Genomic DNA, 24,852 nt, shown 5'->3' on the forward strand with positions numbered 1-24,852 from the left:
CCGTTCGCGATCAGGTGGTCGGACCGGTACGGCCGAATACGGACAGCTGATTGTCGCCCCCATGGCAGGCACCGTCGCGCGGGGTTGCGTGGACGATCTAGATCTGCGTCATATGGTGGAGAACGGGCCGAGCCTCGAGCCGCTCCCCTCGGCGACGCCCCCCATGTCCCGGGACCGTCCCCGGTCCCCCGAGACCGGAGTCATCGTGATCTTCACCCATGACGCCGAGCACGCGCTCGCCACCGTCGTCGATCTGATCAATACCGCGCCCGAGGCCGCCGGCGCGGAACGGCTCGGTGATCTCGACGGCCTGCGCGCGTTCGTGGACCGCAACAGCTTCAGCGACGTCCGCGAGCTCACCGGGCGGGACCTGGCCCAGGTACGCGGCCTGCGGTCCCGCTTCCACGCGGTCTTCGGCGCCACGGAGGTGCCCGCGGCGGTCGAAATGATCAACGACATCGTCGGCGGCGTCCGCACGACCCCGCACCTCACCGATCACGACGGGCACGACTGGCACGTGCACTTCTTCGCCCCCGGCGCACCCCTGGGCGAGCACCTGGCCGCCGACTGCGGCATGGCCCTGGCCTACGTGGTCGCCGCCGGGGAGCTCGACCGGCTCCGGACCTGCGAGGCCCCCGACTGCTCCCGGGTCCTGGTGGATCTTTCCCGCAACCGGTGCCGCCGCTACTGCGACAGCCGCACGTGCGGCAACCGCATGCACGTGGCCGCCTACCGGGCCCGCCAGCGCGAGGCGGCCTCGCCCTGAGGCCCGCGCCTCCCCCGGCCCGTGACCTCCGCCTCCAGAGGTCCCGAGACCCACGACGGCAACCGGCATCGGCAAAACTCGAAGCAAATTCGGTTTAAACGGTGCCCTCGCTCGTCAGCATCCCCATGGGGTCGCTAACCTCGTCGTTCACACCCTTTGCGGGTTTCCGCCCGCAGTGGGCTCCGACGTCTGCCTCTCATAGCCATGGAGGATCCGCTGTCCAGGCGAGCACTCATCACCGGCATCACCGGGCAGGACGGCTCGTACCTCGCCGAACATCTGCTCGAACAGGGGTATGAGGTCTGGGGCCTGGTGCGCGGTCAGGCCAATCCGCACGTGTCGCGGCTGCGCAAGCACATCGGCGACGTCCAGATCACCACCGGCGACCTGCTCGACCAGGGCAGCCTCATCTCGGCGGTGGAACGGGTCCGCCCCGACGAGGTCTACAACCTGGGCGCGATCTCCTACGTCCCGATGTCCTGGCAGCAGGCGGAGCTCACGGCCGAGGTCACCGGCATGGGCGTGCTGCGCATGCTGGAGGCGATCCGGGTGGTGTCGGGCATCAGCCCGTCCCGCACGCCGGGCGACGAGCAGATCCGCTTCTACCAGGCGTCGTCCTCGGAGATGTTCGGCATGGTCCGGGAGACGCCGCAGAACGAGAAGACCCCGTTCCATCCCCGCAGCCCCTACGGCGTCGCCAAGACCTACGGGCACTACATCACCCAGAACTACCGCGAGTCCTACGGGATGTTCGCGGTGAGCGGCATCCTGTTCAACCACGAGTCGCCGCGCCGGGGTGCGGAGTTCGTGACCCGCAAGGTCACGCTGGGCGCGGCCCGGATCAAGCTCGGACTGGCCTCGGAGCTGCGGCTGGGCAATCTGGAGGCCCGGCGCGACTGGGGCTTCGCCGGCGACTACGTCCGCGCGATGCGCATGATGCTGGTGCAGGACGCGCCCGAGGACTACGTGATCGGAACGGGCCAGACGCAGTCGGTGCGCGACCTGGTCGAGTTCGCCTTCACCAGCGTCGGCCTCAACTGGGAGGAGCACGTCGTCCTCGACGAGCGCTACACCCGTCCCGCCGAGGTCGACCTGCTCTGCGCCGACCCCAAGAAGGCGCGCGTCCACCTCGGCTGGGAGCCGCAGGTGACCTTCGAGCAGCTCGTCTCGATGATGGTCGAGTCCGATCTCCGGCTGCTGTCGCAGTCGGCCCGCCCCGAGGACGAGCCCGTCAGCCCCGACCACTGGTAGGGCCACTGGTGGGGGCGCGGCAGGGCCGAGGCGCCGTTCGGGCCGTGAACGTGCGCATGCGACGATGCCTCTATGGCTATCTGTGAACATGTACTGGCCCTACCGGACACCGATCCGGATCCGGTGACGCCACAGGGGTGCCAGGAATGTCTCGCCGACGGCACCCGTTGGGTGCACCTGCGCCTGTGTCTCAGCTGCGGCCATGTCGGCTGCTGTGACTCCTCGCCGATGCGCCACGCGACCGCGCACGCCGGCAAGGAGGGGCACCCGGTCGTCCGCTCGTTCGAGCCGGGCGAGGACTGGCGCTGGTGTTACGTGGACGAGCAGATCGTCTGATGCCCGACGTCCGGCTGGCGAGCGCGCCGGGACGCTGGATCCTGCTGGCCACCGTGCTCGGTTCGGGTGTGGCGATGCTGGACGCCACGATCGTCAACGTGGCGCTGCCGCGGCTGGCCCGGGACCTGGACGCCGGCATGGCCGGGCTGCAGTGGACGGTGAACGCCTACACCCTCACGCTCGCCGGGTTCATCCTGCTCGGCGGCTCGCTCGGCGACCGTTACGGCCGCCGGAAGGTGTTCGTGATCGGCGTGGTGTGGTTCGCGGTCGCCTCGCTGCTGTGCGGCGCCGCGCAGGACATCACCACACTGGTGGCCGCGCGGGCGCTGCAGGGCGTCGGCGGCGCGCTGCTCACCCCGGGGTCGCTGGCGATCATCCAGGCCTCGTTCGCCTCCGACGACCGGCCGCGCGCGGTCGGCGCCTGGTCGGGGCTCGGCGGCATCGCGGGCGCCGCCGGGCCGTTCCTGGGCGGCTGGCTGGTGGAGGCCGCGGGCTGGCGCTGGGTGTTCCTGCTCAACCTGCCGCTGGCGGCCATCGTGGTGCTGGTGGCGGTACGGCACGTGCCCGAGAGCGTCGATCCCGACGCCACCGGCGGCTTCGACATCCTGGGCGCGGTGCTGGCGGCGCTGGCGCTGGCCGGGACCACGTACGCGCTGACCGAGGCCCCGCAGGGCACCGTGGGACCCGCCGTGATCGGCGGCGCCGCCGCGCTGGGACTGGCCGCCTCGGTGGCGTTCGTGCTCGTCGAGCGGGCGCGCGGCCGTGGCGGGCGCTCGCGGGCGCGGCGCGCGGGGAGGCCGGTGCCGCGGCCCATGCTGCCGCTGGAGATCTTCGCCTCGCGCCAGTTCAGCGCCGTCAACGTCGTCACGTTCGTGGTGTACGGCGCGATGGGCGTGATGTTCTTCCTGTTCGTGCTGAACCTCCAGGTCGTCTCCGGTTTCGAGCCGATCGCCGCCGGCTCGGCCCTGCTGCCGGTGACGGTGCTGATGCTGTTGCTGTCGTCGCGGGCGGGCGGGCTGGCCCAGCGGATCGGGCCGCGGCTGCCGATGACGGCCGGGCTCCTGGTCGCCGCGGCCGGCATGCTGATGGCCTCGCGCGTCGGCGCGAACGCCTCGTACCTGCGGGACGTGCTGCCCGCGGTGCTGGTGTTCGGCCTGGGGCTCGCGGCGATGGTCGCGCCGCTCACCGCCACCGTCCTCGCCAGCGCGGACGTCCGGCACGCCGGGGTCGCGAGCGGGATCAACAACGCGGTCGCGCGGGCGGCCGGGCTGCTGGCGGTCGCCGCGATCCCGCCGCTGGCCGGACTGACCGGGGACGCCTACAACGACCCGGCCGCGTTCTCCGGCGGGTTCCACAAGGCGCTGGTCATCTCCGCCGCCATCATGGCCGCGGGGGCCGTGCTGGCCTTCGTCACCGTGCGCGACGACACGCTGAAGGCCGCTCCCGCGGAGTCCGAGCCGCAGTGCAGGACGCACTGCGGGGTCGGATCACCTCCGCTGGAGCCCGAACGCCAGGACGCCCACCCCGGGGACGCCCACCCTGGGGACGCCCGCCCTCAGGCCGCCCCGGGGTAAGGGTGCGAGCGGGCCCGCCGAGGCGTCAGCGCGCGATGCCCCGAATCCGGGCGGCCGGATGGGTCCAGTCGCCGTCCAGCGGGGTCACCGAGACGTAGTCCTGGCTGAGCGCGGTGGTGTCGGCGCCCGGGACGGTCTCCGGATCGGCCGGGAACCGTGGCGCGATCACATAGGTGTCCGGGCCCGCCGGCCGGTAGTCCGGCAGCACGAACGCGGTCCGGCCGAGCCGGGTGACCTTCGTTCCCCTCGGTGCCGTGTCGGTGATCGGGTAGTTCACGTTGAGCGCCACCCCGGCGGGCAGCACGCGCCCTCCGTTCCCGGCTCGCCGCAGCCGCGCGATCAGGTCCGTGACGTACCGCGCGGTGGCCGGGAACGCCCGCAGCGTGGCCTCCTGCCCGGCCCGAAGGTCGATCTCGGTGCTCACCGCGATCGACGGCACGCCGTTCTCCAGCCCGGAGATCGCCGCGCCCACCGTGCCCGAATGGGCCGCCACCGCGCCCGTGTTGTGGCCGAAGTTGCTTCCCGAGACCACCAGATCGGGCTCGGCGTCCTTGAAGACGACCTGGAGCCCGAAGAAGACCGAGTCGGCGGGCGTCCCGGTCACCGACCACACGCCGGGCTCCTCCTGCCGGGCGCTGATCCGCGTCCCGAACCTGAGCGTCATCGCGGTGCCGACCCCGCTCTGGTCGGCCGCCGGAGCGACGACCGTCACCGTGTGGCCGGCCTCCTGCAGCGCCCGCCGCACGGCCTGGAGTCCGGGCGCGCCGAACCCGTCGTCGTTGGTCAGCATGATGTTCAGCCCCGGGACGGAGGCGTGCGGGCGCGCCGGGGCGGGAGCGGCGGAGGCGGTGACGGGGAGGGCGACGGAGAGGGTGATCCCGACGGTCGTGACGACGGCGCGCGTCCGCGAGGCAGAACTTCGCAATACCGACATGTATGTACCTCTTTCTCAATCCCGGTGACTTGCAAATCTCCGGTCCGATTCCGGCTATGTCCAAGACCGGATCGGTTCGTTGTCATACGGTCAGGGCATGAATCTGCGGCAGCTGCGCTATGTCGTGGCGACCGCCGACCACGGCACGATGACGTCGGCGGCTCAGGCGCTCTATGTCGCCCAGCCCGCGCTGTCCCGCGCCGTCCGCGAGCTCGAACGCGAGCTCGGCGTGGAGTTGTTCGCCCGTTCCGGACGGGGCGTCGTGCTCACCGCGGTCGGCGAACAGGTGGTCCGGCAGGCGCGCGTCGCCCTGGAGGCCATCGACGCGATCGAAGGGCTCTCGGTGGCACGCGCCAACGGGCGCGGGGCCGAGCTGCGCATCGCCTCCACCTCCTCGCTGGAACCGGAGCTGACCGGGCGGCTGATCCCCCGGTTCGCCCGCGACCAGCCGGCGGTCCGGGTCCGGGTCATCCGCTGCGAGGGCCGCGAGCAGGTCGCCGCCGCCATCCGGACCGGCCGGGCCGATCTGGCCCTCACCGACCTGCCGGTGCCCGGCGACCTGGTGGCGCACCCGTTCGAGCAGCGCGAGGTGGTGCTGATCTCCCCGCCGGCCCTGCGGGTCCGCGACCCCGTGCCGCTCAGCGCGCTGGACGGCATGCGCCTGGTGCTGCCGAGCCGCGGCAGCGCGCGCCGCGCGGAGCTGGACGCGATGCTGGAGCGGGCCGGCGCCACGCCGGTCGTGGCGGTGGAGTCCGACGAACGCGGGTCCTGGCTCGGCTGCGTGCGTTCGGGCCTCGGCTCGCTGCTCTGGTACCGCAACCAGATCGACGACACCGAGGGCCTGGTGGTGCGCTCGTTCATGCCGCCGCTCACCAAGCTGATCGGGCTGGTCCACGCGCACCGGCAACTCCCCCCGGTGGCACGCGACTTCCTCGCCTTCGCCAAGGAGGCCTCGCGCGGCTGACCGGGGCGAAGACCCTGCCGCCCATGCCATGATCTGGGCGTGGGAGCGACTCATGCACTCTGGCTGCTCGCCGTGCCCGTGGCGGCGGTCGCGGTCGCCGGGCTGTCCCGGCGGTCGGGGCTCTCGGCGCCGCTCGTCCTAGTGATCGCGGGGTTGCTCTTCTCGTTCGTGCCGGGAATGCCCGAGTTCGAGCTCGATCCCGAGTTCGTGCTGTACGTGTTCCTGCCACCGCTGCTGTTCTCGGCGGCCTGGCAGAGCTCCTACTACGACCTGCGGGAGAACGTCCGGCCCATCGCTCTGCTGTCGATCGGCCTGGTCCTGTTCACCACCTTCGCCGTCGGGTACGCGGCGTACCTCCTCGTGCCCGGCCTGCCGCTCGCCGCGGCGTTCGTGCTCGGCGCGATCGTCGCGCCGCCGGACGCGGTGGCGGCGGTGAGCGTCGCGCAGCGGCTCGGGCTGCCGCGCCGCACGGTGACGATCCTCGTCGGCGAGAGCCTGTTCAACGACGCCACCGCGCTCACGGCGTTCCGGGTGGCGGTCGCCGCGGCGGCGGGCGCCGGCTTCACGCTGCTGGACGGCACCGGCCGGTTCCTGTTCGCGGCGGTGGCGGGCGCGGCGATCGGGCTGGTGCTCGGGCCGCCGCTGCACTGGCTGCGAACGCGCCTGAACGATCCGCTGGTGGAGAACGGGGTGGCGGTGCTCGCGCCGTTCGCCGCCTATCTGATCGCCGAGGCGCTGCACGCCTCCGGTGTGATCGCGGTGGTCGTCAGCGGCCTGTACCTCGGGCACCGCTTCACCGAGTCGGCCGCCGTGACCCGGCTGATCGGCCACTCGTTCTGGAAGGTCGTCATCTTCGTCCTGGAGTCGGTGGTCTTCCTGATCATCGGGCTCCAGCTCCCCGCGGTGCTGGACGGCGTGTCCGGGCACGGCTGGGCCAGCCTGGCGTGGTATGCGCTGGTGATCTTCGTCGTCACCGTGGCCGCGCGGTTCGTGTGGGTGTTCCCCGCCGCCTACCTGCCCCGGTTGTTCTCGGCGCGGATCCGCGACAGGGAAGCGTGGAACGGCTGGCAGGGGCCGGTCGTGGTGTCGTGGGCGGGCATGCGCGGCGTGGTCTCACTGGCCGCCGCGTTCGCGATCCCGATCCTCACCTCGTCCCGCGAGCCCTTCCCGGGCCGCGACCTGATCCTGTTCCTGACGTTCACGACCGTGCTGGCCACGCTGCTCGTCCAGGGCATGACGTTTCCCGCGCTGATCCGCCTCCTCGGCATCGGGAGCGCGCGCGAGGAGTACACCGACCGGGTCGCCGAGGCCGGCGCCCAGCACGCCGCCGCCCAGGCGGCGCTGGAACGGCTGGAGGAGCTCGTCGCCGCCGAGCCCGGCCCCATCGACGAAACGGTGGCCGAGCGGCTGCGCCAGCTCGCCGAGTATCGGCAGCTCCGTGCCTGGGAACGGCTCGGCGGCGGGACCGGCCCCGAGGGCGAGGAGGTGCCGACGAACACCTACCGGCGGCTGCGCCAGGAGATGCTGGCCGCCGAACGGCAGGTGTTCATCCGGCTGCGCGACGAGCGCCGCCTGGGCGACGAGGTGCTGAACCGCGTGCTGCACGACCTCGACCTCGAAGAGGCGGCGCTCGACCGCGACTGACGTCCCGGCCGGCGCCGGTGCCCGCGTCCGGAGACGCGGGCACCCTCGCCCTCGGCGTCACGAACCGTTGAGCGGCTTCTCGGGGAGCTCCACGGCATAGGACTCCTTGACCACGTCGAGGTGGTGCCAGGACTCCCGGACGGTCGCGCCCGGCACCGCGCGAATCGCGTCCATGACCGCGACGAGCTCTCCACGCGAGGCGGCCTCGGCCTGCCCGACGATGTCGTAACGGCCGAAGCCCGTCGCCAGGTAGCGCACGCCCTCCTTCTCGGCCACGGCCTCGGCGACCCGGCGGAGCCCGCCCGTCACCGTGAGCCCGAAGCCGCCCAGCTCGGCCGCGCCCAGGGCCAGGGGATCGGCCAGACCGGTCACCTGGATCACCCCCGAACGCATCAGCCGGACCACCCGGGCCCGCGTCGCGGCCTGGGACAGCCCGATGATGTTGGCGAGCCGGGTGTAGGGGGCACGGCCGTCGCGCTGCAGCTCCTGGAGCAACCGCCAGTCGATGTCGTCGAGCGTGATGTCGCCGAGCTCGCGGACCACGGCGTGCGAGTCGCGCACGGTGGCCACCGAGCGGAACACCTCCGCGGAACGCACGCCGGGCACCGCGCGGATGTGGTCGACCTCGGCGGCCAGCGCGCCGTCGTCTCGCGTCCGCACCTGCGCCACCAGGTCGTACGGCCCGGCGGTCAGGGCGGTGAAGCTGACCGCCGGCCGCTCGGCGATGGCCGCCGCCACCTCCCGGGCGGATCCGTCGACCGTGACCGAGACATGCCCGATCGCCTCCGCTCCCACGACTGCGGCGTGCACGATGCCGACAACGCGCACGACCTCGGTTTCGAGAAGGTTCTGCACGCGTGCCCGCACGGCCGTGCGGGAAAGCCCGACGCGGTCGGCGAGCGCCTGGAAGGTCGCCCTGCCATCCCGCTGGAGCTCGCGGACGAGCACGGCGTCGACCGCATCCAGCACGGCTCTCCTCCTCGACATGCAATGAATCGTTTCGCCAGCAACTGCAAGATCATTCCATTTCAGGACGGTATGACGTCAAATATTGATCTTGCCCGTGTTCGTCACGTCCGGTCACCGTCGATGCGTCGGTGAACGGCCTCTCCAGCGACGAAAATGACGCCGCTAAACCGGTGCGGCAACGCATCGATGCCCGGCCTCCTCCGTCAGGCCGAGCACACCGGGGCCCGCACACGCGTCGCCACGGGCGGCGACGATCGAGCGGGAAGCGGCCGGGACGACCGGGAGCAGTACGGAATCGGGCGTGGCACACCGGGCCCAAGAGCGTGAACTGCATGCGCCTCTCCCGGTGTTCTGCTGTGTGAAGCCTCTACGGGGGGACGGGCATCCGCATGAGGCACATGTAAAAAAAGTGCATCCGCGCCGCACCATCGTCAAGAGGTAACTTTACAGAGAGCGAAACCTCACGTTGCCCCTCATTCCACAGAGTCCGCCCCATCCCACCGGTCACGGACGCGCGGCGAATGACAGAAGGGCAGGTCAGGGGGTAAGCACGCGGTGGTCAGTCAGGAGTCACCCGGGAGTACGGTTCGTTCCGCGAGTGGGTCAAGCCCGACTTGTCCGACGCCGGACGACCCGGTGGCGGGCGCGGCGGCCGCTTTGGCCGGAGCAGTGCCGGGTATGGATCACAATGTACGGTGGCCCAGCCACTTTCATCCCCGATTGGTGTGTAGAACAGCCGTGCGCTTGTTGAACGGTGAGCATTCCGCTCACGACCTCACGTACAACGACGTCTTCATGGTCCCCCGCCGCTCGTCGGTCGGGTCCCGGCTGGAGGTCGACCTGTCCACGGTCGACGGCAGCGGGACCACCATCCCCCTCGTCGTCGCCAACATGACCGCGGTCTCCGGGCGCCGCATGGCCGAGACCGTCGCCCGCCGCGGCGCCATCGCCGTCATCCCGCAGGACATCCCGGTCGAGGTCGTGTCCGACGTGATCCGCTGGGTGAAGGACCGCCACCTGGTCTACGACACCCCGATCACCCTCACGCCCGGCGCCACCGCCGCCGAGGCGCTGGCGCTGCTGCCCAAGCGCGCCCACAACGCCGTGATCGTGGTCGAGGACGACCGCCCGGTGGGCGTGGTGACCGACGCCGACTGCCACGGCGTGGACCGGTTCGCCCAGCTGCGCGACATCATGTCCCGCGACCTGGTCACGATCCCGGGCGACCTCGATCCGCAGGAGGCGTTCAACCGGCTCCACGAGCGCGGCCACCGCCTCGCGCCGGTCGTCGACCAGGCCGGCCGCCTCACCGGCGTCCTGACCCGTACCGGGGCCCTGCGCGCCACGCTCTTCAGGCCCGCCGTCGACGACGCCGGGCGGCTGCGCGTCGCCGCCGCCGTGGGCGTCAACGGCGACGTGGCGGGCAAGGCCAAGGCCCTGCTGGAGGCCGGCGCCGACCTCATCGTGGTCGACACCGCGCACGGCCACCAGGAGAAGATGATCAGCGCGCTGGCGGCCGTCCGCGGCCTGGACCCGGGCGTCCCGATCGTGGCCGGCAACGTCGTGACCGCCGAGGGCACCCGCGACCTCATCGAGGCCGGCGCCGACATCGTCAAGGTCGGCGTGGGCCCCGGCGCCATGTGCACCACGCGGATGATGACCGGCGTGGGCCGGCCGCAGTTCTCCGCCGTCCTGGAGTGCGCCGCCGAGGCACGCCGCCTGGGCCGGCAGATCTGGGCCGACGGCGGTGTGCGGCACCCGCGCGACGTGGCGCTGGCGCTGGCCGCCGGCGCGGCCAACGTGATGGTGGGCTCCTGGTTCGCCGGTACGTACGAGTCGCCGGGCGACCTGCAGCGGGCCGCCGACGGGCGGCTCTACAAGGAGAGCTTCGGCATGGCCTCCGCGCGGGCCGTACGGCTGCGCACCGCCGACGACTCGCCGTTCGACCGTGCCCGCAAGGCGCTGTTCGAGGAGGGCATCTCCACCTCGCGCATGTTCCTGGACCCCCAGCGCCCCGGCGTCGAGGACCTGATCGACTCGATCGTCGCCGGGCTGCGCAGCTCGTGCACCTACGCCGGTGCCCGTTCGCTGGAGGAGTTCCATGACCGCGCCACGGTCGGGATCCAGAGCTCCTCGGGCTACGCGGAGGGCATGCCGCTCTCCAGCAGCTGGTAACCGGCGGTAACAACCGAATCCGGTCACTCTCTGCGTCAGGACGGCCGCATGGCGTCATATGTCGGGCCTGCCGGGGCCGTTGGCCGCACGGCTCCCGCCACAGGGGCGGGAGCACCTCGTGGGCCGAGGCCCATGCGGACCTCCGTATCCGGTTCCCCAGCGACACCCAATTGCATATTCTGGGCAAAAGCCTCACATATAACCAGCACAGCCCGCATTTGGTCGACTACGCCGTAAACCGGCTCCGGTTTTGCGCGTCCATAATGTAAGGCAGCGCCTAATTTCACCTCGCTGGGGGGATCGGAGCGTACATGGCGAGTCGTTTGGCCGATGGGCGTGCCCAGCGGGACGATGACACCCCCGTCCAGGCGGGCGACGGTGCCCCCGCCGGGGGGGTGCAGCGTGCCCTGGGACTCACCCTGGCCTCCGCACTCGTCTGGGGCGTGGCTCACCTGTGGGCCGGCCGCCGCGTCGCCGGGATGATCCTGCTGGGCCTGTTCGGCGTCCTGGTCATCGCCGGCGCGGTGACGACGGCCCTCTTCCGGGGCGACCTGGTCCGGCTGGCGCTGCAGCCCAGCTGGCTCTCGGCGTTCGCGGTGGGCCTCCTGGTGCTCGCACTGGTGTGGGTGACCGTCGTGATCCGTTCGTACCAGGTCGCCCGGCCCGACGACCTGCCGACCGGCGCGCGCACCGCCGGGGCCGTGACCGTCACGGTGCTGTGCTTCGCGGTGGCCGTGCCGTTCACGTGGGCCGCGCACAGCACCTACGTCGCCAGGGACACGCTGACGAGCATCTTCCGCAGCGGCGACAGCAACGGCCGTCCGGTCAACACCGCGGACCCGTGGAACGGGCAGTCCCGCGTCAACGTCCTGCTGCTGGGCGGCGACGCGGCTCCCAACCGCGTGGGCGTGCGCACCGACAGCATGACCCTCGCCAGCGTCGACACCGAGACCGGCGACACCGTCCTGCTCGGCCTGCCCCGCAATCTGGAGAACTTCCATCTCCCGCCGGGTCCCGCCCGCGACCGTTTCCCGTACGGCTTCACCGGTGACGGCGCCGGCACGCCCGGCCTGCTCAACGAGGTGTACCAGTACGCCGAGGAGCACCCCGACCTCGTGCCCGGGGTGACCAAGAACCAGCGCGGCCCCGAGCTGCTCAAGGCCACGATCAGCGGGATCCTGCACCAGCGCGTCGACTACTACGTGCTGGTCGACATGCGCGGGTTCGCCGACATCGTCGACGCCATCGGGGGCGTCAAGATCCGGATTCCCGAGGACATCCTCTACAGCCGCGAGAACCGCGTCCTCAAGGCCGGCTACCGGACCCTGTCGGGCAAGGAGGCCCTCTGGTACGGCCGTTCGCGCACCAACAGCGACGACTACACGCGGATGGGCCGCCAGAAGTGCCTGATGCGGGCGGTCGCCCAGCAGGCCGACCCGCAGACCGTGCTGACGAAGTTCGACAGGCTCGCCGCCGCCACCAAGCGGGCGATCTCCACCGACATCCCGCAGGAGCTGCTGCCCGCCTTCATGTCGCTGTCCGGCAAGGTCAAGAACGGGGCGAAGATCGACAGCCTCCAGTTCGTGCCGCCGCTCATCAGCACCGGCGACCCGGACTTCGCGCTCATCCGCAGGCTGGCGGCCGAGGCCGTCGCCGGTGGCCCCGCCAAGCCGAGCACCACCCCGTCGTCCTCGCCGACCGCGTCCGCGAGCAGGTCCCCGAACACCACCGGCGGACCTTCGTCCAGCGCCACCAAGCCACCGCAGTCCAAGCCGGTTTCGCTGGCGGCCACCTGCCCCTCCTGACGCCGTGCGGCAAACCTCGGCGGGTTTCCGAGCGTCCCATGAGGTGACGCCAAGGGACTCAGGGGGACCGAACATGGCGCACACGATCACAGACACCGCGCTGGCGGCTCTGGACGAGCTCGGCCAAGCCCTGGCCCGCCGCGGCCACCTCACGATGATGGTCACCGCCGGGCCCCGGCCGCGGCTGGAGGTGCTCCACCGCACCGAGCCGGGACGGTCGGGCACGATCGTCTGCGACCGTGACGCCGAGGGCGAATCCTGGTTCTGGTGGACCTGGGCCGACCGCATCGCCCCCGTACGCGAGCTGGACCGAACGGCCGCCCTGGTCGACCAGAGCCTCCGCCAGGCGCCCGCCACCGGCTGAAGCGCGGCTCAGGCCGCTCCGCTCGTTGTCTTCCCAGGTCCCCGGAGGGGGGATCATGGGAGGGACGACTTCTCCGACGTGAAGGGCGGGCGCGGTGCCTCAGATCCAGGGCTGCGATGCCTTCCGGGCGGCGCTGCCGCGCGGGCAGCGGCCGGAGAGCGTTCTCGTGCGGCTCACCGCCGACGACGGCACGGTGGGCTGGGGTGAGGCGGCGCTGCCCGGCGGCGCCGAGACGTCCGGCTCGGTCTGGGCCGACATCGCCGAGCGCATGGGGCCGGCGCTGATCGGCCTGGACTGGGAACGGCCCGAGGACGTCTCGGCGGCGGCCGAGCTCGGCGACCGGCCCGCGGCGGCCGCGATCGACGTCGCGTGCTGGGACCTGTGGTGCCGGACCAGGGGACTTCCGCTGGCCCACGCGCTGGGCGGCACCCGCACGTCGATCGTGACGGGTGCCCGGATCAGCCCCGAGCCCGTGCTGGAGACCGTGGTCTCCCGCGTCAACCGCGCCGTCGGCGCCGGGCACACCCGCGTCACCGTGAGCGTGCGGCCCGGCTGGGACATCGAGCCGGTACGGCTGATCCGCGAGGCCTACCCGGCGCTGGCCCTGATCGTCGACGCCGGGCACGCCTACCAGGAGTCCGCCGACCACATGGCGGTGCTGGCGGGGCTCGACGGCTATGACGTGCTCGCGATCGAACGGCCGTTCCCCGCCGACGACCTGGTGTCGCACGCCCGGCTGCAACGCCAGGTCGGCGCGGCGGTCGCACCCGATATCGGCGACATCGACACCCTGCACGCCGCGATCTCCCTGGAGGCCGGCCGCGCGCTCAACCTGCGCCTCGGCCGCCTCGGCGGGCTGACGGCGGCCCGCGCCGCCCACGACCGCGCGTACGCGGCGGGGTGGGAGGTGTGGTGCACCGGCTCCGGTCCGTTCGGCATCGGGCAGGCCGCCGCGGTGGCGCTCGCCGCGCTGCCCGGCTGCGACCTGCCGAGCGACGTGTCCGATCCGGCGGGCGGCCCGGCGTTCGTCACGCCGCCGGTCCGCTCGTCCGGCGGGGTGGTGGGGGTGCCGCTGACCCAGCCGGGGCTGGGTCACCAGATCGACGAGGAACGCATCGTCCGGCTGGCGAGCCGCGAGGTGCGCATCCACGCATGACGGCGCCGGCTGAAGCGATGGGGCCCGGCACGGCCTGGGTGGTCGCCGGGCCGCCGGGCTCGGGCAAGTCGACCGTCTGCCGGCTGCTGCTGGCCCGGCTGCGCCCGGTGCCCGCCCTGCTCGACAAGGACACCCTCTACGGCTCGTTCGTCGCCGCGACGCTGGCGGCGTACGGACGCGACCCAGGCGAACGTGAGGGCCTCTGGTACGACGAGCACGTCAAGCGGCACGAGTACGAGGGTCTGGCCGCCACAGCGCGGGAGATCCGCTCTCACGGCTGTCCGGTCGTACTCAGCGGCCCGTTCACCGGCCAGATCCACTCGCCCGCCCGGTGGCGTGAGTGGGCGGCGGCGCTGGGCGGCGATCCGGTCCGGCTGGTCTGGATCCACACCGACGCCGCGACGCTCCGCCACCGGCTCATCGAACGCGGGCTCCCCCGCGACACCGGCAAGCTCGCCGCGTTCGACGCGTTCGTCGAACGCATGCGTCCGGGGCAGGCGCCACCGGTGCCGCACATCGCCATCGACAACCGCCTGTCCGCGGTCGCGTCACTTGAGGCGCAGGTCGCGGACGTCTAGGACGGCTGCGAAGGGGATTCGGGTGGCGGCACGTACGGCTGCTGGTGGCTTGGTGGCGGCTCGTACGGCTGCTGCTGGGCCGGTGGCGGCTCATACGGCTGTTGTTGCGCGTATGGCGGTTGCTGGTTTGGCTGTTGCGCGTAGGGCACCTGGTCGTAGGGGGCGTTTCCCTGCCACTCGGGCTGGCCATACGTCGGTTGCGGCGGAGGCAGCGCGGGCAGTGGGCCCGTGGTCTGCAGCGGTTCGGGAGGCTTGCTCGCTCGCCGGTCCTGGTAGGCGCCCTTGATACGGCCGCCGAGCCGTCTGCCCGCGTCCTGCACCTGCTGTACCCGTTCGCTCGACGCGGCTTCACGGACCTTGTCGGCCGACTGGCGTCCGGCGCGGCGCCCGAGCTCCTGGAGCCGGCGGGCCCGATCCGATTCCAATGCCTGCTGCACCCGTTCGGCCTGGGCGCCGCGGGCGGCGTTCTCGCGAGCGATCTGGCCCGCGTTCTGGGCGCCGTCCCAGGCGCGCACGGCGCCCTGTCTGGCCGCCGCCACGGCCCTTTCGTAGCTGTGGGCGGGCACGACGACCGTACCGGCCGCCAGGTCGGCGAACGTGCGCCGCTGCGAGCCGACGAGCGCGGGCACGCTGTTGGCCAGAAAGGCCGCCACCGCGACCAGCCACAGCAGGACCGCGAAGAAGTACAGCCCTTCCAGCAGCAAGATCCAGGCGAGCGCATAGAGACCGGTACCCGACGCGGTGGTGGCCAAGGCGCGCCGGACGGAACGCGACACACCGGGCTTGGCGTCCTCCCTGTCGGCGTGCCTGACGCGAAGGTCCATCACGGCCTTGCCGATCGTCCGTCCGCCCAACGCCAGCCCTACCGCCTGGTGAAGCAGCTCTGCAAGGACGAGGAGCAGAAGGGCCTGCTCGATGTTGCCGACGAACGTGCCCCAGACACCCGCGCCGAACTCGGTCGCCGCCTTCTCGACGTTCCCGCCCGAGAGCAGGAGCGTGGCACCGGCCGACCACGCCTTGGACGGCAGGTCCTCGGCCACGTACGCCTGCAGCCGTCCCCACGTCATGCTCCCGAGCAGCACCGCCACGACGACGAGCGCGGCGGTGTCGACCGACCACGCCAGGAGCCGTCTGCCGCGCGGCGCCGACGCCGACGCCGACGCCGAGCCGGTGACCGCCGTGGGCACGGGTGGCGGCACGTTCCCGGGCATGGGGAACGGAGGTGGCGGAGGGCTGTGCATGGGTCGCCCCTTGGATGACGTTCATGCGATCGGAAGGGTGGAAACCCCCAGGATCTTAGGGATTTCCGGCAACCCCTGCCAGCCCTGCCGCCGCCTCCTCCGGCCCCGCGGGTCGCTAGTAGGACTTGGGCAACCCCAGGGAGTGCTGGGCGACGAAGTTGAGGATCATTTCGCGGCTGACCGGGGCGATCCGCATGAGCCGGACGGCGCCGGCGAGCATGCCGACGCCGTACTCGGTGGTGAGGCCGTTGCCGCCGTGGGTCTGGATCGCCTGGTCCACCACCCGCACGGCGGCCTCACCGGCGGCGTACTTGGCCATGTTGGCGGCCTCGCCCGCGCCCAGGTCGTCGCCCTCGTCGTACAGCCAGGCCGCCTTCTGTCCCATGAGCCTCGCCAGCTCCAGCTCGATCTTGGCCTGGGCGAGCGGGTGCGCGATGCCCTGGTGGGCACCGATCGGGGTCTTGAAGACCTGCCGGTCCCTGGCGTACGCGACGGACTTGTCGAGCGCGAGGCGGCCGATGCCCACGGCCATGGCGGTGGCCATGATCCGCTCGGGGTTGAGCCCGGCGAACAGCTGCAGCAGCCCGCCGTCCTCGTCGCCCACGAGCGCGTCGTAGGGCAGCCGCACGTCGTCGAGGTGGCAGACGAACTGCTTCTCCGGCGACACGATCTCCATCTCGATGGGCGTGTAGGTGAAGCCCGGCGCGTCGGTCGGCACGATGAACAGCGACGGCCGCAGCGTGCCCTTCTGGTCCTGGCTGCGGCCGACGAACAGCACCGCGTCGGCCTCGTCCACCCCGGAGATGAACGTCTTCTGCCCCTTCAGCACCCAGCCGTCGCCGTCCCGGCGCGCGGTGGTGGTGATCCGGTGAGAGTTGGAACCGGCGTCGGGCTCGGTGATGGCGAACGCCATCTTGACCGTGCCGTCGGCGAACCGCGGCAGCCAGTGCTTCTTCTGCTCCTCGGTGCCGGACCGGGCGATGATCGTGGCACAGATCGCCGGGGAGACGACCATCAGCAGCAGCGGGCAGCCCGCCGCGGCCAGTTCCTCGCACACCGCCGCGAGGTCGCCGATGCCGCCGCCCCCGCCGCCGTACTCCTCGGGCACGTTCACGCCCAGGTAGCCGAGACGGCCGGCCTCGGCCCACAGCTCGTCGGTCTTGCCGCCGCTCTTGGCCTTCTCCACGTAGTAGGACGGGCCGTACTTGGCGCCGAGCTCGGCCACGGCGGCGCGCAGCGCCTGCCGTTCCTCGGTCTCGATGAAGCTCACGCGGGGGTCCCTTCAGAGGTCTGTGCCTCGGCGTTGCCTGCCTCGGCGGTCGGTGCGGTGGCGGCATCGGGAGATGCGGCATCGGGGGACGCGGCATCGGGGGATGCGGCGATCACGGCGAGGAGCGCGCCGGCCTCGACCTGCTGTCCCGCCACCACGTTCAGCTCGGCGACGGTGCCGCCCGCCGGGGCGGCGATGCGGTGCTCCATCTTCATGGCCTCCAGCACGAGCAGCGTCTGCCCCTCGGCCACGGCAGCGCCCGGCTCGGTCTCGACCCGGACGACCGTGCCCGGCATCGGCGCCAGCAGCGAGCCGGGCGCGACCAGATCGCTCGGGTCGGCGAAGCGGGGCAGCGCGCGCAGCGTCACCGGCCCGAGGAAGGAGTCGACGAACACCCGGCCGTCGCCGTCTCCGGCGGTACGGACCGCGAAGAGGTGGCGGACGCCGTCGATGTCGAACGTGACCTCGCCGGGCGTCGCCGCGACCAGCCGCACACCGTCGTACCCACCGGCGATGAGGCCGTCGCGGGTGAGCCGGTAGGACACCTCGATGATGCCGTCCGGCCCCTCGTACGACTTGTGCTGGGGTCGGGAGGGCACGTTGCGCCAGCCGGACGGAAGCCCGGCCTGCACGCGGGCGGCCTGCCGGTTGGCGGCGGCGTCGGCGAGCGCGGCGGCCAGCGCGGACAGCCGGACGGCCGGTTCGCCAGCCAGCGGCGCGGCGAGCACGTCGAGGCCGATCTCGTCGAGGTAGCCGGTGTGCGTCTCGCCTCTGAGGAACGCGGGCTCGGCCATGACGCGGGCAAGGAGGTCGCGGTTGGTGGTCACGCCGTGCACGCGGGCACCGGTGAGGGCGGCGCGCAGCCGCCGGGCCGCGGCCGTACGGGTCGGACCCCAGGCGATCACCTTGGCGAGCATCGGGTCGTAGTGGATCCCGACCTCGCTGCCGCTCTCGACGCCGCTGTCCAGCCGCAGGCCGTAGGACGGAGGGATCGTGAACGCGGCGTCGACGTCCGGCACCTCGAACGTGTGGAGCGTGCCGCTGCCGGGCCGCCAGTCGGCGGACGGGTCCTCCGCGTACAGGCGCACCTCGATCGCGTGACCGCGCGGCGCCGGCGGCTCGGCGGGCAGCGGCACCCCCTCGGCGACCTCGATCTGCAGTCGGACGAGGTCCAGGCCGTAGACGCACTCGGTGACGGGGTGCTCCACCTGCAGGCGCGTGTTGACCTCAAGGAAGAAGAAGCGGCCGTCGCCGGCGAGCATGAACTCGACGGTGCCCGCGCCCTCGTAGCCGATGGCCTCGGCCGCGTTCACGGCGGCCGTGCACAGCTCGGCGCGCAGCTCCGCGCTCACCGCGGGCGACGGCGCCTCCTCGATGATCTTCTGGTGGCGGCGCTGGACGGAGCACTCGCGTTCGCCGAGCGCCCACACCGTGCCGTGCCGGTCGGCGAGGATCTGCACCTCGATGTGCCGCGCCTTCTCCAGCAGCGGCTCGCAGAAGACGGCGGGGTCGCCGAACGCCGACTGCGCCTCCCGGCGCGCCGCCGCCACGGCCTCCGGCAGGTCCGCGAGCGCCCGCACGACGCGCATCCCGCGCCCGCCGCCGCCCGCCGAGGCCTTCACCAGGATCGGCAGGTCGGCCTCGGTCACGGCGTCCGGGTCGAGCTCGGGCAGCACCGGCACGCCCGCCGCCGCCATCAGCTTCTTGGCCTCGATCTTCGACCCCATCGCCTCGATGGCGGCGGGCGGCGGCCCGACCCAGGTCAGCCCTGCGTCGATCACCGAACGCGCGAACCCCGCGTTCTCGGAGAGGAAACCGTAGCCGGGGTGGACCGCGTCGGCGCCCGCGGCCTGCGCGGCGGCGATGACGAGGTCGCCGCGCAGATAGGTCTCGGCAGGGGTCGCACCCGCGAGCCGCACGGCGGCGTCGGCCTCGGCGGCGTGCGGCGCGCGCTCGTCGGCGTCGGAGAACACCGCGACCGTGCCGACGCCGAGGTCACGGCAGGTACGGAAGACGCGCCGGGCGATCTCGCCGCGGTTGGCCACCAGCAGCGTACCGATCATGGTCATCGGTCGTTCGGTCTTGGATCGTTCGGTCATGGGTTGCTCGCTCACATCCGGAAGACGCCGAAGCCCTCGGCTCCGGAAACGGGCGCGTTGTGGATCACCGACAGGCACAGGCCGAGAACGGTACGGGTGTCGCGCGGGTCGATCACACCGTCGTCGTACAACCGTCCCGACAGGAAGAACGGCAGCGACTCGGCCTCGATCTGCGTCTCGACCATCTCGCGCATCGCCCGGTCGCCCTCCTCGTCGTACACCTGGCCGCGCGCCTCGGCGGCGGCGCGGGCGACGATGGACAGCACCCCGGCGAGCTGCTGCGGCCCCATCACCGCGGACTTGGCGCTCGGCCAGGTGAACAGGAACCGCGGGTCGTACGCCCGGCCGCACATGCCGTAGTTGCCCGCGCCGTACGAGGCGCCCATGACGAGCGACAGGTGGGGCACCTTGCTGTTGGCCACGGCGTTGATCATGAGCGCGCCGTGCTTGATGATCCCGGCCTGCTCGTACTCCTTGCCGACCATGTAGCCGGTCGTGTTGTGCAGGAAGAGCAGCGGGGTGTCGCTCTGGTTGGCGAGCTGGATGAACTGCGCGGCCTTCTGCGCCTCCGCGCTGAACAGCACGCCCTGCGCGTTGGCGAGGATCCCGATCGGGTAGCCGTGCAGGCGGGCCCAGCCGGTGACGAGGCTCGTGCCGTACAGCGGCTTGAACTCGTCGAACCGCGAGCCGTCCACGATCCGGGCGATGACCTCGCGCGGGTCGAACGGGGTCTTGAGGTCCTCGGGCACGATGCCCGCGAGCTCCTCCGCGCCGTACAACGGCTCCGCCGCCGGGCCGGGCGCCGGGCCGAGCCTGCGGTGGTTGAGCCGCTTGACGATCTGCCGGCCGAGCCGCAGCGCGTCGGCCTCGTCCACGGCCATGTAGTCGGCGAGGCCGGAGGCGCGCGCGTGCATCTCGGCGCCGCCGAGCTCCTCGTCGTCGGCCTCTTCGCCGGTGGCCATCTTCACGAGCGGAGGACCGCCGAGGAAGACCTTGGCGCGTTCCTTGACCATGACGACGTGGTCGCACATCCCCGGGATGTACGCGCCGCCCGCGGTGGAGTTGCCGAACACCAGCGCGATCGTCGGGATGCCCGCCGCCGACAGCCTCGTCAGGTCCCGGAACATGCGCCCGCCCGGAATGAAGATCTCCTTCTGGGTGGGCAGGTCGGCGCCGCCCGACTCCACCAGGTTGATCACCGGGAGCCGGTTCTCCAGGGCGATGTCGGAGGCCCGGAAGCTCTTCTTGACCGTCCACGGATTGGACGACCCGCCGCGCACGGTCGGGTCGTTCGCCACGATCATGCATTCGACGCCCTCGACGACGCCGATGCCGGTGACCACGCTCGCGCCGACCGGGAAGTCGCTCCCCCACGCCGCCAGCGGGCTGAGCTCCAGGAACGGCGAGTCGGGATCGAGCAGCAGCTCGATGCGCTCGCGCGCCAGCAGCTTGCCGCGCTTGCGGTGCCGGGTGACGTACTTCTCGCCGCCGCCCGCGAGCGCCTTGGCGTGCTCGGCCTCCAGCTCCGCGAGCTTGGCCAGCATGGCCTCGCGTCGCTCCCGGTACTCCGGGCTGCGCGGATCGAGCGTGCTCTTGAGGGTCAAAGGACTGCCTCCGTGGTCAGGATCGCCTCCGGGATGTCAACAAGCCGGGCCCGCAGCCACTCCCCCAGCGCCTTGCCCTGCGGATCGAACCGGGTCGAGGCCGACACTCCGTCCTGGAGCAGCCCTTGGACGACGAAGTTGACCGCCCGGAGGTTGGGCAGAACGTGCCGGCGGACGGCGAGCGTGCGCGTTTCGGGGAGCAACTCGTTCAGTCGCTCGGTAGTGAGGAACCCGTGGAGCCATTCCCACTGCGCGTCAGTCCGCGCCCAAACCCCGATGTTGGCGTCCCCGCCCTTGTCCCCGCTCCGAGCCCCTACGACCCGCCCCAGCGGCACCCGCACCGAGAAGCCAGGCGAAGAGCCAAGCGGCAGAAGGTCGCCCGACGGGGAGTTATCCACAGACCGCTGCGGAGCTTCCGCCGGCTGGCCTGCGCGTTCGACAATGTTATTGGGGTCGCCCCCTTGGGCGGGCGGGGGCTGTTTTTCAGCCACTTGTGAGCGCGGCGCGGTTGTCGAGGTCTGCGGCGCGACGTGCGAGTTCGACCGCGTGACCTGCGAGGGGGCGTGGATGGGGATCTCGGTGCCGTTGGGGAGGACGGCGGTGTGGACGATCTCTGCGTTCGGGACGAACGCAGGGATGTAGACGCCGTAGGGGGAGCCCTTGCCCGGTGGGGAGGTCATGGTGAAGCCCGGGTAGCCCGCCAGGGCCAACTCGACGGCGGCGCTGCTGAACGGGCGGCCGACCTTGTCGGGGTCGGGGTCGAGGACGGCGCAGCGCAAGAGGGCCGTCGCTTCGCCCTGGGTGGCGGGGTCGGGCTTGGCGGCGCCGATCAGGGTCCATTCGACCTGGGCGGGGCGGTTGTCGCCGAAGGCGGCTTCCAGCTGCGCCTTGGCGAACTCGGCCTTAGCCTCGATGTCGAGGCCCGTGAGCACAAACGTCATCTCGTTGCGGTTGCCGCCGAGGTGGTTGAGGCACACCTTGGTGGTGTCGGGCGGCGGTGAGCCCTTGGTGCCGTTCAGCCGGACACGGTCCGGCCCGTCCTGGGTCAGCTCGATCGTGTCGAAGCGGGTCGTCACGTCGGGGCCTGGGTAGGCCGCGCCACCGATCTCGTAGAGCAGCTGGGCCGTGACGGTCTCGGTGGTCACCGCGCCGCCGGTGTGCTCGTGCTTGGTGATGACGCTGGAACCGTCGGTGTGGATCTCGGCGAGCGGAAAGCCCAGCGGCTTTACATTGTAGATTTCTTGGAAGAACGCATAGTTGCCGCCGGTCGCCTGCGCGCCGCATTCCAGTACGTGCCCGGCCGCCGTCGCACCGGCCAGGGCGTCCCAGTCGTCGCGCGCCCAGCCATGGTGGGCGGCCGCCGGGCCGACGACCAGCGAGGCGTCGGTGACGCGGCCGGTGACGACGATGTCCGCCCCGGCCCTGAGGCACTCGACGATCCCCCATGCGCCGAGGTACGCGTTGGCCGTGAGCGGCTGCCCGTAGCGGCCGTCGGCGAGGCCGAACTCCTTGGCGCGTGGCAGCAGGTCGTCGCCCTCGACATGGGCGATCTTGACGTCGACGCCGAGGCGTTCGGCCAGCTCGCGCAGCTTGGCGGCCAGGCCTCGCGGGTTGAGCCCGCCCGCGTTCGTGACGATCTTCGTGCCGCGTTCGGCGGCGAGGCCCAGCGCGCCCTCCATCTGACGGAGGAACGTGGTGGCGTAGCCGCCGCCTGGGTCCTTGAGCTTGCTCCGCCCCAGGATGAGCATGGTCAGCTCGGCGAGATAGTCGCCGGTCAGGACGTCCAGCCGGCCGCCCTCCAGCATCTCGCGCACCGCGGAGAAGCGGTCGCCGTAGAAGCCCGAGGCGTTACCGATCCGCAACGGTTGGCTCATGACCCGAACCCTGCCAGGCTCCGCCAAAAAAATCAATCGCGCATGATTGTTTTTGTGGCGGATCATTTGGTTGACTGGACACGATGACCACGCAGGCGATCCCCCGCGAACCCCAGCAGGACCGCAGCCGGGCCACCCGGCAGCGGCTGCTCGAGGCGGCCATCGACTGCCTCGCCTCGGTCGGCTGGACCGGCACGACCGTGGCCGTGGTGGCCGAACGGGCCGGAGTCTCCCGCGGCGCCGCCCAGCACCACTTCCGCACACGCGAGGAGCTGGTCACCGCCGCCGTCGAGTACGGCTCCGACATACGCGTCGACCAGATGCGCGAACGCCTGTACGTGCTCGCCGACGAAAGGCCCGCCACGCTGGAGGTCCTCACCCTTCTCGGTGAGCTGTACACGAGCCCCCTGTTCCGCGCCGCCCTCCAGTTGTGGGTCGCGGCCAGCTCCGACGACCAGCTGCGCGCCCAGGTGGTCCCGATGGAGGCACGCTTCGGCCGCGAGGCCCACCGTCTCACCGTGGAGGCGCTCGGAGCGGACGAGAGCGTGCCGGGCGTACGGGAGACCATCCAGGCCACCCTCGACCTCGTCCGCGGCCTCGGCCTCGCCGACCTGCTCACCGACGACTCCGCCCGCCGCGACCGCCTCCTCCGCCAGTGGGCGCTGACCCTGGACTCCGCACTCGGCCGGACCCCATAACCCCACCCACCCTGCGGCGCCGATCAAGGCGCATCCAGCAATGGCATGTGCGTACCCAGGGGTGCGGGCCCAGATCGATGTGCTCTATCCCGACGCCCACGAGGAACACCACCGCCCGCCGCAAGGCCCTGGACCGGATGCGGGGCGCCGCGCCACGCTCGCCGCCTTGCTTACGAACGTGCCATGGTGCCGCGCCGGTGGGGTCGAGCACCGGGTCATCGGAGGCCTCCTCGCGGGTAGCGGCGTGACCGCCGAGCCGGGCGTTCGGGGCACCGGCTCACCCGCCATCACCATGCGTTCGGGGTGTGGGCCGATGCCTGCTAAGCGCTCACGGAGGAGTTTCACCGCATGGCGATCGAGGCGGAGAGATTGTGCCTATCCGCAAAGGCGGGGGCCTGGACCGGCCATCCGGCCCCGGACCGCCGCGCCTGCTCAGCGAGAGCACGCGACGCCGTCTCGATCACCAACAACGCCTACGGCGTCCGCCCGTGATCTTGGATTAGAGATCAGCCACACCGCAGCGAGGCCGCGCGATCGTGGCCGGCTCCGTCGCCCAGCGTGCCCTGACCCATCCGCCGATCTCGACTGGTATCTCACCACGGCATTCCGCTGGATCTTCCTCCTCGCAGGACCGGGAAGGCCATGACCCGCCGTCGTCTTCGGCATGCTCAACATGATCGGCCGACATTTTGCCGCGGCGGCGTCCTAGCCGCCCTACATTGATGCCCATGCCACCAATGACTGCCGATGCGCCGCCGGAACGGCCCTACGTCGTCGTCCATGTGGCGGTGTCGCTGGACGGAGCCGCAACCGGCTTCGAACCTGACGTCGGACGCTTCTACGAACTCGCCGCCAGTTGGGACGAAGACGCGACACTGGCCGGAGCGGACACCATCCTCGCCCAGGAGCCGGCACTCGCGTCGGCTCCGCAACCAGGCCCGGCCGAGAACGGACCGGTCCTCATCGTCGTCGACGGGCAGGGACGCGTTCGGGAGTGGGAGGCGCTACGGAACGTAGGCCACTGGTCCGACGTGCTAGCGCTCCACTCCGACGCGACCCCGGCGCGCCCACCGGGGCGTGATGTGCGCGAACTGGTCGTAGGACGAGACCGCGTCGACCTCGCCGCAGCGCTGACTGCGATCGGCGAGTTGGACGGCATCAACACCGTCCGAGTGGACAGCGGCGGTGCGCTCAATGGAGCTCTTCTCCAGGCCGGGCTTGTCGACGAGATCAGTCTCCTCGTGCACCCGCGCATGGCCGGACCGCAGGAAACGCAATTCTGGTACGGGCCACAACCCGTCTCCATTGATCGCCTTGAACGCATCGACAGCCAATCCCTGGACGACGGACTGATCTGGCTGCGTTACCGGGTGCAGAAATGAAGAAAGGCCCCGCCGTGGTGGCGGGGCCTTTCCCTTTGTTTGTGTCCGGCGGTGTCCTACTCTCCCACACAGTCTCCCGTGCAGTACCATCGGCGCTGAAGGGCTTAACTTCCGGGTTCGGGATGGGACCGGGTGTTTCCCCTTCGCCATAACCACCGAACGACCAAC

20 protein-coding genes and 1 rRNA gene are annotated in these 24,852 nt (G+C 71.6%); 13 read left to right on the forward strand and 8 right to left on the reverse strand.

All coding sequences use genetic code 11. The features are described from left to right. Positions 1-205 precede the first annotated feature (205 nt). The 4 genes from ABD333_RS36445 to ABD333_RS36460 all read left to right on the forward strand — a co-directional run bounded on the left by ABD333_RS36445 (position 206) and on the right by ABD333_RS36460 (position 3,927). A complete protein-coding gene (locus tag ABD333_RS36445) occupies positions 206-766 on the forward strand; it encodes a CGNR zinc finger domain-containing protein (protein ID WP_344547127.1) in 561 nt (186 codons plus the stop codon). A 216-nt stretch (positions 767-982) separates the two neighbouring features. Continuing rightward, the gene (gene gmd, locus ABD333_RS36450; protein ID WP_344547151.1) at positions 983-2,017 is read left to right on the forward strand and encodes a GDP-mannose 4,6-dehydratase; all 1,035 of its coding nucleotides are present in this window, start codon (positions 983-985) and stop codon (positions 2,015-2,017) included. A gap of 72 nt (positions 2,018-2,089) precedes the next feature. Further along, the gene (locus ABD333_RS36455) at positions 2,090-2,353 is read left to right on the forward strand and encodes a UBP-type zinc finger domain-containing protein (protein ID WP_344547128.1); all 264 of its coding nucleotides are present in this window, start codon (positions 2,090-2,092) and stop codon (positions 2,351-2,353) included. Next, positions 2,353-3,927 carry an MFS transporter gene (locus ABD333_RS36460; RefSeq protein ID WP_344547129.1) on the forward strand — a complete coding sequence of 525 codons (1,575 nt, stop codon included), beginning with the start codon at positions 2,353-2,355 and terminating at the stop codon, positions 3,925-3,927. The genes ABD333_RS36455 and ABD333_RS36460 overlap by 1 nt, the downstream gene beginning before the upstream one ends. Positions 3,928-3,952: 25 nt before the next feature. On the opposite strand, the gene surE is transcribed toward ABD333_RS36460, so the two are convergent. Next, positions 3,953-4,861, reverse strand: coding sequence for a 5'/3'-nucleotidase SurE (gene surE, locus ABD333_RS36465; RefSeq protein ID WP_344547130.1), 909 nt, complete (start codon positions 4,859-4,861; stop codon positions 3,953-3,955). A 97-nt stretch (positions 4,862-4,958) separates the two neighbouring features. Here surE and ABD333_RS36470 point away from each other — a divergent pair, with 97 nt between their 5' ends. After that, the gene (locus ABD333_RS36470; protein ID WP_344547131.1) at positions 4,959-5,825 is read left to right on the forward strand and encodes a LysR family transcriptional regulator; all 867 of its coding nucleotides are present in this window, start codon (positions 4,959-4,961) and stop codon (positions 5,823-5,825) included. A gap of 39 nt (positions 5,826-5,864) precedes the next feature. Beyond that, positions 5,865-7,469 carry a Na+/H+ antiporter gene (locus tag ABD333_RS36475; RefSeq protein WP_344547132.1) on the forward strand — a complete coding sequence of 535 codons (1,605 nt, stop codon included), beginning with the start codon at positions 5,865-5,867 and terminating at the stop codon, positions 7,467-7,469. 57 nt (positions 7,470-7,526) lie between these two features. Here the strand turns inward: ABD333_RS36475 and ABD333_RS36480 are convergent, their stop codons facing one another. Beyond that, on the reverse strand, positions 7,527-8,438 hold the full coding sequence (locus ABD333_RS36480; protein WP_344547133.1) for an Lrp/AsnC family transcriptional regulator: 912 nt from the start codon (positions 8,436-8,438) through the stop codon (positions 7,527-7,529). Positions 8,439-9,176: 738 nt separating this feature from the next. Between ABD333_RS36480 and ABD333_RS36485 the strand changes: the two genes are divergently transcribed. The 5 genes from ABD333_RS36485 (at position 9,177) to ABD333_RS36505 (ending at position 14,516) form a co-directional block, all read left to right on the forward strand. After that, on the forward strand, positions 9,177-10,613 hold the full coding sequence (locus tag ABD333_RS36485) for a GuaB1 family IMP dehydrogenase-related protein (RefSeq protein ID WP_344547134.1): 1,437 nt from the start codon (positions 9,177-9,179) through the stop codon (positions 10,611-10,613). Positions 10,614-10,924: 311 nt separating this feature from the next. Beyond that, positions 10,925-12,418, forward strand: coding sequence for an LCP family glycopolymer transferase (locus tag ABD333_RS36490; protein ID WP_344547135.1), 1,494 nt, complete (start codon positions 10,925-10,927; stop codon positions 12,416-12,418). Positions 12,419-12,491: 73 nt separating this feature from the next. Next, complete coding sequence (locus ABD333_RS36495; protein WP_344547136.1) at positions 12,492-12,782, forward strand: hypothetical protein; 291 nt, start codon at positions 12,492-12,494, stop codon at positions 12,780-12,782. Between the two features lie 94 nt (positions 12,783-12,876). Then, a complete protein-coding gene (locus ABD333_RS36500) occupies positions 12,877-13,938 on the forward strand; it encodes an enolase C-terminal domain-like protein (RefSeq protein WP_344547137.1) in 1,062 nt (353 codons plus the stop codon). Further along, positions 13,935-14,516 (forward strand): P-loop nucleotide/nucleoside kinase family protein, encoded by a 582-nt coding sequence (locus ABD333_RS36505; protein WP_344547138.1) that lies wholly within the window; start codon positions 13,935-13,937, stop codon positions 14,514-14,516. The genes ABD333_RS36500 and ABD333_RS36505 overlap by 4 nt, the downstream gene beginning before the upstream one ends. Here ABD333_RS36505 and ABD333_RS36510 read toward each other — a convergent pair. From ABD333_RS36510 to ABD333_RS36530, 5 genes are all read right to left on the reverse strand, one after another. Continuing rightward, a complete protein-coding gene (locus ABD333_RS36510; RefSeq protein ID WP_344547139.1) occupies positions 14,513-15,757 on the reverse strand; it encodes an RDD family protein in 1,245 nt (414 codons plus the stop codon). The two genes, ABD333_RS36505 and ABD333_RS36510, sit on opposite strands and share 4 nt — an antisense overlap. Before the next feature lie 115 nt (positions 15,758-15,872). Beyond that, positions 15,873-17,027 (reverse strand): acyl-CoA dehydrogenase family protein, encoded by a 1,155-nt coding sequence (locus ABD333_RS36515; protein WP_344547140.1) that lies wholly within the window; start codon positions 17,025-17,027, stop codon positions 15,873-15,875. Continuing rightward, complete coding sequence (locus tag ABD333_RS36520) at positions 17,024-19,090, reverse strand: acetyl/propionyl/methylcrotonyl-CoA carboxylase subunit alpha (RefSeq protein WP_344547152.1); 2,067 nt, start codon at positions 19,088-19,090, stop codon at positions 17,024-17,026. Before ABD333_RS36520 ends, ABD333_RS36515 begins: the two co-directional genes overlap by 4 nt. Positions 19,091-19,137: 47 nt before the next feature. Continuing rightward, entirely contained in the window at positions 19,138-20,730 is a 1,593-nt protein-coding gene (locus tag ABD333_RS36525) for an acyl-CoA carboxylase subunit beta (RefSeq protein ID WP_410557090.1), read from the reverse strand. Then, on the reverse strand, positions 20,727-22,604 hold the full coding sequence (locus ABD333_RS36530) for an acyclic terpene utilization AtuA family protein (protein WP_344547141.1): 1,878 nt from the start codon (positions 22,602-22,604) through the stop codon (positions 20,727-20,729). Before ABD333_RS36530 ends, ABD333_RS36525 begins: the two co-directional genes overlap by 4 nt. An 83-nt stretch (positions 22,605-22,687) precedes the next feature. On the opposite strand from ABD333_RS36530, the gene ABD333_RS36535 reads away from it, so the two are divergent. Continuing rightward, entirely contained in the window at positions 22,688-23,302 is a 615-nt protein-coding gene (locus ABD333_RS36535) for a TetR/AcrR family transcriptional regulator (protein WP_344547142.1), read from the forward strand. Between the two features lie 737 nt (positions 23,303-24,039). Continuing rightward, on the forward strand, positions 24,040-24,684 hold the full coding sequence (locus ABD333_RS36540) for a dihydrofolate reductase family protein (RefSeq protein ID WP_344547143.1): 645 nt from the start codon (positions 24,040-24,042) through the stop codon (positions 24,682-24,684). Between the two features lie 43 nt (positions 24,685-24,727). Here ABD333_RS36540 and rrf read toward each other — a convergent pair. Further along, positions 24,728-24,844: ribosomal RNA gene (gene rrf, locus ABD333_RS36545) — 5S ribosomal RNA — on the reverse strand. Positions 24,845-24,852 lie beyond the last annotated feature (8 nt).

It is taken from the genome of Actinomadura fulvescens, from assembly GCF_039533225.1.
Classification (GTDB): domain Bacteria; phylum Actinomycetota; class Actinomycetes; order Streptosporangiales; family Streptosporangiaceae; genus Spirillospora; species Spirillospora fulvescens.